The 9,825-nt window shown below is 71.7% G+C and carries 7 protein-coding genes; 2 read left to right on the forward strand and 5 right to left on the reverse strand.

The features are described 5' to 3' along the window. Positions 1-48: 48 nt before the first annotated feature. Positions 49-2,136, reverse strand: a complete 2,088-nt coding sequence (locus E2E34_RS26225) for a SpoIIE family protein phosphatase (RefSeq protein ID WP_138904388.1) — start codon at positions 2,134-2,136, stop codon at positions 49-51. 244 nt (positions 2,137-2,380) lie between these two features. Here E2E34_RS26225 and E2E34_RS26230 point away from each other — a divergent pair, with 244 nt between their 5' ends. Beyond that, entirely contained in the window at positions 2,381-4,933 is a 2,553-nt protein-coding gene (locus E2E34_RS26230) for a DUF3376 domain-containing protein (protein WP_167518392.1), read from the forward strand. 138 nt (positions 4,934-5,071) lie between these two features. On the opposite strand, the gene E2E34_RS26235 is transcribed toward E2E34_RS26230, so the two are convergent. Both E2E34_RS26235 and E2E34_RS26240 read right to left on the reverse strand, forming a co-directional pair. Continuing rightward, positions 5,072-6,487 carry a polysaccharide lyase 6 family protein gene (locus E2E34_RS26235; RefSeq protein ID WP_138904390.1) on the reverse strand — a complete coding sequence of 472 codons (1,416 nt, stop codon included), beginning with the start codon at positions 6,485-6,487 and terminating at the stop codon, positions 5,072-5,074. Positions 6,488-6,639: 152 nt separating this feature from the next. After that, positions 6,640-7,422, reverse strand: a complete 783-nt coding sequence (locus E2E34_RS26240) for a DUF4232 domain-containing protein (RefSeq protein ID WP_138904391.1) — start codon at positions 7,420-7,422, stop codon at positions 6,640-6,642. 407 nt (positions 7,423-7,829) lie between these two features. Here E2E34_RS26240 and E2E34_RS26245 point away from each other — a divergent pair, with 407 nt between their 5' ends. Next, positions 7,830-8,210 carry a DUF4234 domain-containing protein gene (locus E2E34_RS26245; RefSeq protein WP_138904392.1) on the forward strand — a complete coding sequence of 127 codons (381 nt, stop codon included), beginning with the start codon at positions 7,830-7,832 and terminating at the stop codon, positions 8,208-8,210. A gap of 78 nt (positions 8,211-8,288) precedes the next feature. Here the strand turns inward: E2E34_RS26245 and E2E34_RS26250 are convergent, their stop codons facing one another. Then, complete coding sequence (locus tag E2E34_RS26250; RefSeq protein WP_208765344.1) at positions 8,289-8,774, reverse strand: cupin domain-containing protein; 486 nt, start codon at positions 8,772-8,774, stop codon at positions 8,289-8,291. An 85-nt stretch (positions 8,775-8,859) separates the two neighbouring features. Beyond that, the gene (locus tag E2E34_RS26255) at positions 8,860-9,291 is read right to left on the reverse strand and encodes a PPOX class F420-dependent oxidoreductase (protein WP_138904393.1); all 432 of its coding nucleotides are present in this window, start codon (positions 9,289-9,291) and stop codon (positions 8,860-8,862) included. Positions 9,292-9,825 lie beyond the last annotated feature (534 nt).

The following is a 9,825-nucleotide window of genomic DNA, read 5'->3' on the forward strand; positions in this document are numbered from 1 at the left end:
CCCCCGGCACCTTCACCTGACGGACCGCGCCCCGGCCTGCCGCGGACGTCAGCCGGCCTCCGGCGGTCCGTCCGGCGGGCCGCGACGGACGCGGGCGAGCAGCAGGACCGTGTCGTCGGCGGGCGGGTCGGGCAGGAGCGTCGCGAGGATCCGGTCCGCGGTCGCTTCCAGCGGTTCGCGCACTCGCCCCAGCTCGGCGCGCAGGGCGTCCAGGCCGGCCTCGATGTCCCGGCCGCGGGCCTCGACGAGCCCGTCGGTGTACAGGGCCAGGACGGCGTCCTCGGGGAGTTCGACCTCGATCGCCGTGTAGGGGAAGCCGCCGACGCCGAGCGGTACGCCCACGATGGCGTCGATGCTCTCCACCGCGCCGTCCGGGCGGAGCAGGAGGGGCGGCGGGTGCCCGGCGCCGGCGACGCGGGCGCGGCCGGTCGCCGGGTCGTACACCAGGCACAGGCACGTCGCCAGCTCGATGCCTGCCTCCTGGGCGCACTCGTCGAGCCGGGTCAGCAGCTGGTCCGGTTCGGGGGCGTAGCGGGCCAGCGCCTTGGTGGTGATCCGCAGGCGGCCCATGGACGCGGCGGCCGGGACGCCGTGCCCCATGACGTCCCCCACGACGAGGGCGACCAGGCCGCCGGGCAGGTTGATCACGTCGTACCAGTCGCCCCCGACCTCCGTGATCTTGCTGCCGGGTACGTACCGGTGGGCCGCCTCCACGTACGGGCCGGTGGCCGGCGCGCTGGGGAGCAGGGCGCGCTGGAGCGTGAGCGCGATGTCCGTCACCCGGCTGTAGAGGCGGGCGTTGTCCAGGCAGATCGCGGCGCGTGAGGCGAGCTCGCCGGCGAGGCTCAGATCGTCCTGGGTGAAGGCGGGCCGGGCGGCGGACCTGCCGAACATGGCGATGCCCTGGACCGTGTCCCTGGCGATGAGCGGAGCGACGACGATGCAGGCCAGTCCGCTCTCGGCCAGCAGCCGGGCGCGCGACTCCAGGGGAACGGTCCTGGCCACGAACTCCGCGTCCACGTCGGCCGAGACGGGGCGGCCCGTGCGCAGCATGTCGTGGATGACGGAGCCGGCGGGGTAGGTCACCGTGTCCACCCCGCCCACGAGCTCCGGCGCCGGCGGCGGCAGGACGGTGCCGGACGCGATGCGCCGTGTGACCAGCGGCAGATCCGGGTCGAGCCGCTCGGTCTCGTCCCGCCACTCCACGACCTCCACGACCACGCCGTCACAGAAGTCGGGCATCGCCGTGTCGACCAGTTCCCGCGCCGTGCGGCTCACGTCGAGGGTGGTGCCGATGCGGGAGGCCGCCCGGTCGAGCAGGGCGAGCCGCCGGCGCCCCGCGGTGGCTTCCAGGATGGCCTGCTCCCGGTCGGTCACGTCCACCATGAGGCCGCCCACCCCGGCCCGGGTACCGGCCGCCTGGCTCAGCGGGAAGAAGCTCACCGACCGCACCTGGTCACGGTCCGGATGTCCCGCGGTGCGCAACCCGACCAGCGCCCCCACGACGGGTGGCCCGCCGGCGGCGACGGCGCGGAGCATCCGTGCGTACGCTCCCGCGTCGGACGTGATCATGATCTCGTCCGTACGCCGTCCGAGGTGCGCCTCGATGGGCAGGCCGTCCATGTCGGCGAGCGCCTGGTTGAGGTGGACGTAGCGCAGATCCGGATCGAGCATGACCAGGCCGATGGGGCAGGTCTCGAACAGCGCGTCGAGGAAGGCGAGGTTGGTCTTCACGCGGTCGAGCTCGTCGCTGCGGCTCGCCAGCCCCATCACCACCGAGCCGTCCGCCGCCCCGGCGACCGGGAAGACCCGGAAGCCGCACTCGAAGGCCGTACCGTCGCGGTGCCGGGCCGTCAGCCTGGCCCGCCAGTACCCCTGGGCCCGGCCGCGCTCCAGCATCCGCTCGCACGACGCCGAGGCGCCGCCCGACTCGTCCGCGAACAGGAGGGCGCCGGGCCGCGACAGGACGGCGGCGGGTTCGTAGCCGAACAGGTCCCGTGCGCCGGGCCCCCAGTGGCACACCAGACCGTCGTCGTCGATGCCGAAAACGGCCACGGAAACATGTTCGAGCAGGGTGCCCGGCTCGGACCGGAAGGGGCCGTGCGTCTGCTCGCCCCCCGGGCGGTCCGATGGCACGAGACGCCCCCTTCCACCGCCGCGCACCTCCAGAGGTGCGCTCGCGGCTCACCCGCGGCCGGTCATCACAAATCTAGGGTCCCCCGAGGGCACCCGCCACTTCGCGACGAGGACCCCGCGCCGGGCGGCACACGCGGTGGGCGCGGCCCGAGCGTCGTACTCCTGGTGGACCATCGGTGGGAAACGCGGTGGCACACGGCTCGCGGAACTCGGCGCGGGGCCGAAGTCTGGCCAGGCTCGCATCATGACGACAGAGAAGTCCGCACCGCACGCGCGCCACGAGATCCGCCTGGCCCTGGTCATGAACGGCGGAGTGAGCCTCGCTGTCTGGATGGGCGGGGTGACCCACGAGCTCGATCTGCTGCGTCGCGCGTCCCAGCGGGCCGGGGAGGAAGAGCGGGAGGACGACCTCGTCCAGGGGATCTGGGGCGAGGTGCTCGCCGCGGCCGGTGCTCAGGTGACCATCGACGTCGTATCGGGGACGTCCGCCGGCGGGCTGAACGGGATGCTGCTCGCGACCGCCATCGCGCGGGGCAGGGCCCTGCCGTCGCTGCGCGAGACGTGGGAGCGGTCCGCCGCGCTGGACCGGCTGCTCGAAGCGCCGTCGAGGACGAGTGTCTTCAACGGTGAGGTCTTCACACGCGACGCGCTGGAGGCCATCAACGAGATCGAGCGGTCCGACGCGTACCTGCGCACGCCCGTCGACCTGTTCGTGACCGCCACCGCTCTGGACGGCCGCGACCTTCCGCACAGCGACAGTTTCGGCAACCCCTTCGACGTCGCGGACCACCGCCGGCTCTACCGGTTCCGCTACGGCACCCGGTTCGGCTACGAACAGCGGGACGACACCAGGTGGGAGTTCATCTCGGAGGAGCCCGACGACTTCTCCCCGGCGTGCACGGACGTACTGGCCCTGGCGGCCCGGGCCTCCGCCGGCTTCCCGGCGGCGTTCCCGCCGGTCAGCGAACTCCCCCTGCTCGGCCACCGGGTGCGGCCCCGGCACGGGCTCGGCTTCCCGGCGAGTTGTGTGATGGACGGGGGCGTGCTCAACAACGCCCCGTTCGAGCCGGTGCTGGAGGCCATCACCGGCCGGGGGATTGTGGACAGTCCCATCCGGCGCGTACTCGTCTACGTCGTACCGTCCGTGGGCATGAGCGAACCGGAGCCGCCCAACGGGGAGTGCGAGGACAACTCGCTCATCAGCGTCGCGCTGAACGCCGTCCGGTACCCCGGTGAGGCCAATCTGCGCTCCGGCACGGAGGAAATGCTGGCGAGGTTCCGCAGCCGCGCCCACAACGTGCAGTCGGACCTGCTCGCGCGGGCCAGGAAGAACAACGGCCTGGCGGACTACTTGAACGATTCCGCGTGGAATCTGCTCGGCGAGTACCGCCGCAATCGTGCGCACGGTCTGATCACGGAGGCGCGCCGCCATATCGCCGGGTCCCACTCCGTGTCCTCCTTCGACATGCCGAAAGACGATCCGGAGGCCACCGACCGCCTGCTGAGCGTGGACAAGGCCGGCTTCAACTGGGTTCCGCGCTGGGACCGGGACGAACTCCAGGGCCCGTGGGACGCGTGGCGCTGGGGACTCGCCACCGCCGAGCGGCTGCTCCAGTGCCTCAGCGTCCACCTGCGGCACAGCATCGACGCTCACGGCGTCTCCGGGCAGAAGACGCTCACGCCGGCCCAGACGGCGCTTCTCAAGGGGGACCACCTGGTCACCGAGGCCCTCCGCAAGACCATGGCGATCAGCGAGGCGCTCGACGAGCAGCTGCAGACCCGGATCGGCACGGCGGGTGACGACAGCAACGAGACGCTGGCGACGCTGCTGGACGAGCTCTACGAGGACCTCGACGTGCCCGCGATGCTGGGCACGCTCGTGTCGTCGGCGGGCATGGACTTCGTACAGGCGCTCACGCAGGCCGGGATCAACCCGGGCTGGACCGCCCAGAAGGCCATCTCGGTGTGTCTCGCCATCGAGGTCGTCACCCGGGTGTACGACACCCCGGCCAAGCTGGTCCAGCCGCTCCCGCCGGAGTTCCAGTTCCTGCGCCTCAGCCCGGACGCCATGGGGCCGCTGTTCAACGTGGACAGCTTCGCCGAGCTGGGCGACCGCAAGCTCTACGGTCTGCGTCTCAAGCACTTCGGGGCCTTCGTCGACGCCCAGTGGCGCAGGTCCGACTTCGTCTGGGGGCGCCTCGACGCCGCCCACCACCTGCTGTCCCTCTTCAACCAGCTGACGTCGGAGCAGCGGGAGAGCTTCGAGGAGCGGCTCCACTGGGCCATTCTCCGAGCGGAGGCCCCCGCCGAGGGCGGGAAGGCGGGCGGGGAAGCCGAGGAGAAGGCCCGGGCACTGCGCTGGATGAAGCGCCACCTCACCCATCTGAAGAGGTCGGACAGAGACATCCTGAACCGCGTCGCCCGGTCCGACGACGGCCAGGGGACCATGCGCCGCCTGGTGGAGACGGTCTTGCGGCTGCTCTCGGCCACGCCCCCTCCGGGCAGGGACGACGGCCGGGGGGTGAAGCGCGTCTGGCGCACCATCGTGAACGTCGGCCGTACGGTCTTCGCCGGCACGGTCCCCTCCGAGCCGCCGCCGCGCCTGAGGACCCGGCTGTTGCGCGCCGTCACGTTCCATCTGCGCGCGAACACGCGCAGGGCCCGCGCCGGGGACCCTCGGCAGCTGCCGTCGGCCGTGTGGGCGTCCGCCAAGCGCACGGTGGGCTGCCTCGTCGTCGCGGCGGCCCTGCTCCTGGTGGGCGCGAGCGTACTCGTCACGTGGCTGGTGGTGGGCTGACGACGTGGGGTACGCCGCCCGGGGCCACCGCGGGGTGGGTTGGTGGGTCCGCCCCCGCCGCGGAGGATGGCGGGGGCGGACCGGTCGGAGCGGACGCCGTACGCGCGAGGGCGCGGACGGTCCGTCACGGGTGGCCGCTCAGGACGCGTTCGGGCCCACGTCGGCCGCGGTGAGGGGGCGGCGCACGGGTGCGGACGTCGCGTACTCGTCCGCGCCGATGTCGCGGGCGCTGCCGCGCGGGTGGCCGTCGATGTCCTCGGTCACGGACACGCCGGCGAACGTCGCCGCGCCGATCGCCGGGCTGCCGGCCGCGAGCCGGAACACGCCGTCGGACGCCTGCTGGAGTCGCGGGTCGGTCCTGACGTAACCGCCGGCGGGAAGGTTGCCGTCGGACGCCGCGCCCCACAGGATGTTGCTCTGCCACGTGAAGCCGGTGGTCCTCCCCATCGCGACGAGACTGCCCGCGTCGCCGACGAGCAGGTTGTCGGCGACGACCACGTCGCGGGGTTCGTGGTCGCGGGTCTCGCCGGTCAGGGTACGGGCGTTGCCGAACAGGGTGTTGTGCACGATCACCGCACGGTCGCAGGCGTCGTTGCCGCGCCTCTGCTCGGTCGTCTCGCCCGCGTGGTGATCGCGGGTGGTGCCGCTGCCGATCGTCAGGGCCCGGCCGGTCAGCCCGCCGAGGTAGTTGTTGACCACGAGGTGGTCGTTGCCGTACAGGCGCAGACCGTCGGTACCGCCGAGCAGGTAATTGCCGTCCACCGTCGAGCGGTTGCCGTGGCGCAGCACGATGCCGCCGAGGCTGTCGCGGATCGTGTTGTGGCGGATCGTGTTGTCGGAGGACTTCACCGAGATGGTCTCGGGGTCTCCGTCGCACCGCTCGAACAGGTTGTACTCCACGACCGCGTGGGCGCTGGACAGCGCCCGGCTGCTGACGCCGAGCCGGATCGGCTCGCCGCCGTTGGCGCCGGCGAAGCGGTGGTCGGAGAAGTGGTTCTTGAAGACGTGCAGACGCTGGGCGACGGCCGTCGAGCCGGGGCCGTCGACGACCACGAAGATGCCCTCGGTCGTCTTCTCGTGGAAGTGGTTGCGGTCGATCTTGGCGTCGTCGCCCCGCACGACGACCCAGTCGAGTCCGCTGATGTCGGCGAACCGGAAGTCGTTGCGGGTCAGCCGTATGCGGGGGCAACTCGCCGGGATCTCCAGGGTGGTGCGCTGGCGGAAGGAGAAGCCGCTGACCGTGATGTTGCTCGAATCGGCGAACACGAAGCCGCGCTCGCCCTGGAGCACCGCGCCGCCGCGGGATTCCGCCGTGATGGTGATCGGCTGGGCGGTGGTGCCGTCCTTGCCGAAGACGCTGATGGCGCCGCCCGCGGGGACGGTGTACGTGCCGTTGGCGAGCACGATCCGATCGCCGGGCGCCGCGCGGTCGATCGCGTTCTGGAGGGCGTCCAGGGACGTGACCCTCGCCTCGGCCGCCGACGCGCCGGCCGGCAGTCCGGCGGCGAACGCCGCGCCGAGCAGGGTTCCGGTGAGAAAAGTACGTCGTTGCACTGTGCCTCCTGTGCGGAGCGGATGGGGCCCGGTGCCGACGGCCGTGGCGGCACACGCCGGTGTGCCGGTACGGCGTCCGGACGGCCGGGCCCGGGGACTGCTGGCCGGTCGGGTACGCCCAACCGGCCGGTCGGGGGCGGGCGTACGGAGTGCTAGAAGTCGTCGGCGCCGTCGCGCAGCTCGTGCGTCCAGTAGCCGGTCTTCGCGGCGGCGTCGTCGACCGCGATGCCGCCCTTGGGCGCGGCGACGGTCTTGCTGCCTTCGGCCGGGCCGTCGGCGGCGAAGAGGTTGACGTGGAAGGAGGTGACGACCCGGCTGTTGTCGTCGACGCCGCCCTGGTTGAGGCGTACGGCCGCGTACGCCGGCGCACCCGCGTTCAGCACGACGGGGGCGGCGGGCCTGCTCTTGGCCACGGGCGGGACGTCCTTGGCGGTCTGCGGTACGTCGCCGAACGCGATCAGCGGGTACTGGAGCAGCGTGCAGGCGTGGCCCGAGACGTTCGTGGCGGTCAGCGTGAGGTGCGTGGTCGGTACGCCGTCCTGCTTGGCCGCGGAGATCCTCACGTCGTCGACGGCACAGTCCGGGGCCCGGGACCCGGACTTGGCCGCGGCCTTGTGCCGCGAACCGGGCCTGTGCCGGGAACCGTGCTTGGCCTTGGCCCGGGCCTTGTGCCCGGAACCGGCCTGCTGGGCGGAGCCGGTGGAGCCGGACGCGCTCGAACCGGAAGTCCCCGAACCGGACGTGCCCGAACCGGACGTGCCGATGCCGGAGGTGGCGTCGTCCTTCTCCCCCGCGTCGCGGCCGTCGACCGGGACGGACTCGGCGGCACCGTGGTCCTTCGTGCTGTCACCGCCGCCGCAGGCGGTGAGCGTCAGGCTGAGGACGGCCACGGCGGACGCGGCGAGTGCGGCAGGACGGTGGCTGAAGGTACGCATGTGGTGCTCCCCGTGTGATGCGGTCGCTGCGGTCGACGCCAGGTGCGGGCACCTGGTCCGCCGACCAGCTTCGGTTCCCGCGCTGCCGTTCCGCTGACGTACCCCTGACGTACCGCTGACGCCCCCTCACCGCCGTCGCGCGCCCGAGTCCTGGGCGCGCGCGGCCGGTTCGCACGGGCCGCTTCGCACGCGCCGCCGGACCACATCCCCCCGATATGCGCGTTGTAATGAACTTGTAATGCCCACGCTCATCCTTGGCATGCTCGGACCCCGTACGCTCCGTAAGCCTCCCTCGAAACAGCTGCATCAGCTGCCACGTGAGGCGACACACTCATCACTCCCTGCCCCCGTGGGGTGGCTCAGCCAGAACGGGCGGCAGGAAGCACAGCAAGCAAGTGGGGAATTTGATGTCCACCGACGTCCGCACGTCCGCGCCCGCCGGCGCTCCCGCCAGCCCGGTTGTCACCTGGCTGCTCACCCTGGTGACCTTCGGCATCTACTGGCTCGTCTGGTACTACAAGGTCAACAAGCAGGTGAAGGCGATCGACCCGACCATTGAGGTCAACCCCGGCATGGCGGTCGTAGCCCTCACGCTCGGCTCGTTCCTGATCGTCCCGCCGTTCGTCTCCATCGTGAAGACCGGCTCCCGCATCGCCCAGGCGCAGCGCGCCGCCGGCGTGACGGCCGACTGCTCCGGCGGTGTCGGCCTGCTGCTCGCCTTCGTCTTCGGTCTGACCCCGCTCTACTACCAGAGCAAGCTCAACACGGTGTGGGGCGACCACGCCTGACGCACCCCCGGGAAGGGGCGGGGAGAGCGACACGCTCTCCCCGCCCCTTCCCGCGTCACGACAGGCGTCACAACAGGCTCAGAAGTCCAGGCCACGCTGCTCGATGAGCGCCATGGTCGCCCGCATGTCGACGAAACAGCCGTACGCCCGCGCCTCCCGCTCCAGTTCCTCGGGTCCGAACTCCTCGCTCAGCCGGTCGATCCGGCGGAACAACTCCTCCAGGCCGCCCGGCGAGATGATCTCCAGCAGCCGAGCCGGCGTGTCCCCCGCGTTCCAGAACGTGTGCCATTCGTCGCGGGGCTTGAACACCAGGTCACCGGGCCCGGCGACGACCTCCTCGTCACCGAACCGCGCGCCCACCGAACCGTCGAGGATGAAGCTGTACTCGTCCTCCCGGGTGTGCTTGTGCACGGGGGCCGCCAGCACATGGGGCGGCAGCCGGTGCTCGACCAGTGCGAAGCGGCCGTCGCACTCGCCGCTGTCGATCAGGAACCGGTCCCCGCACGCGCCGGCCGGCTGGTAGAGCTCGCCCTCCTCGGGCCCCAGAATCCGATGCTCAACCACGGCACACACCGCCCTCCAGGGCTCTACACGGCCTCATTCCCACGACACGCGGGGCCGCGCCAGGCGCACGGGCAGGAGCCGGCCGTCACCGCAGGCTTGCGCCGTACACGTTGTCGACCGTCATGCTGATGAGTACGCGCCGGTCGGACACCATGACCGACCGGTACTCGTCCCAGTCCGGGTGCTCCCCGGCGGCGCTGCGGTAGTAGTCCACCAGCGCCTGGACCTCGGGACCGTCCGGGTCGGTGCCCGGCCCGACGAGCGTGACGGTGCCCTCCGCGGTGGCCCACTCCCGGCCGTCCGGGCCGGTCACCTCCAGCGCGGCACGCGGGTCGCGACGCAGGTTGGCCACCTTGGCCGTCCGCACGGTCGTCGACACCCGGACGACACCGGCGTCCCGGTCGTATGCCGGGAGCACCGGGGAGAGCTGGGGCCGGCCGTCGGCCTTGATCGTCGCGAGTACGCCGAGCCGACTGCGCGCGAGCAGCGCGTGCGGGTCGAGATGTGTGTCTGCCATGTCGGCCCCAACCCGGGTCCCTACGCCCTGTATTCCACGCCGGACAGCGCACGGGGGCCTGTGCGGCCGGGCAGCGTCCGAAGGACAGGGCACGACGGTACGGCTCCAACAATTGTCGCAGTCCCCGTGGTTGCCCGCACCTTGAAGAAGTCCCGTCACGGCGAACCAGTGTCTCCACGACATCGCCGTCGAGTTACTGCCGAATGAGGGCCGCGCCGGGCCCCAACGGGCCGAGCCGCATGTGGTTTTCGAAAGTGGGTGCGGATACCGCCGGTAACGGCCTTCGCTCTCCATTCCGGGGAGAATGGAGATCACTCGCGCGCCTTGTTTCCCATGAGTCACTTGTGCGAGGGTGAGCTACCTCACCAGAGGCATTGGTCCAATCCATTCACCCCGCTCGGGAATTCCGCACCGGTCGACCTCATTAGTGCCTCACCGAGGAATTGGCCGACGCCGGGCTGCCCTTTTGCGAGCGGAAACCGCGTTCCCGTCTGGCGCCCCGGAAGGAATCGGTACGTGTTCACCCCCCACCCC

The organism is Streptomyces albidochromogenes, assembly GCF_005981925.1.
GTDB lineage: Bacteria > Actinomycetota > Actinomycetes > Streptomycetales > Streptomycetaceae > Streptomyces > Streptomyces albidochromogenes.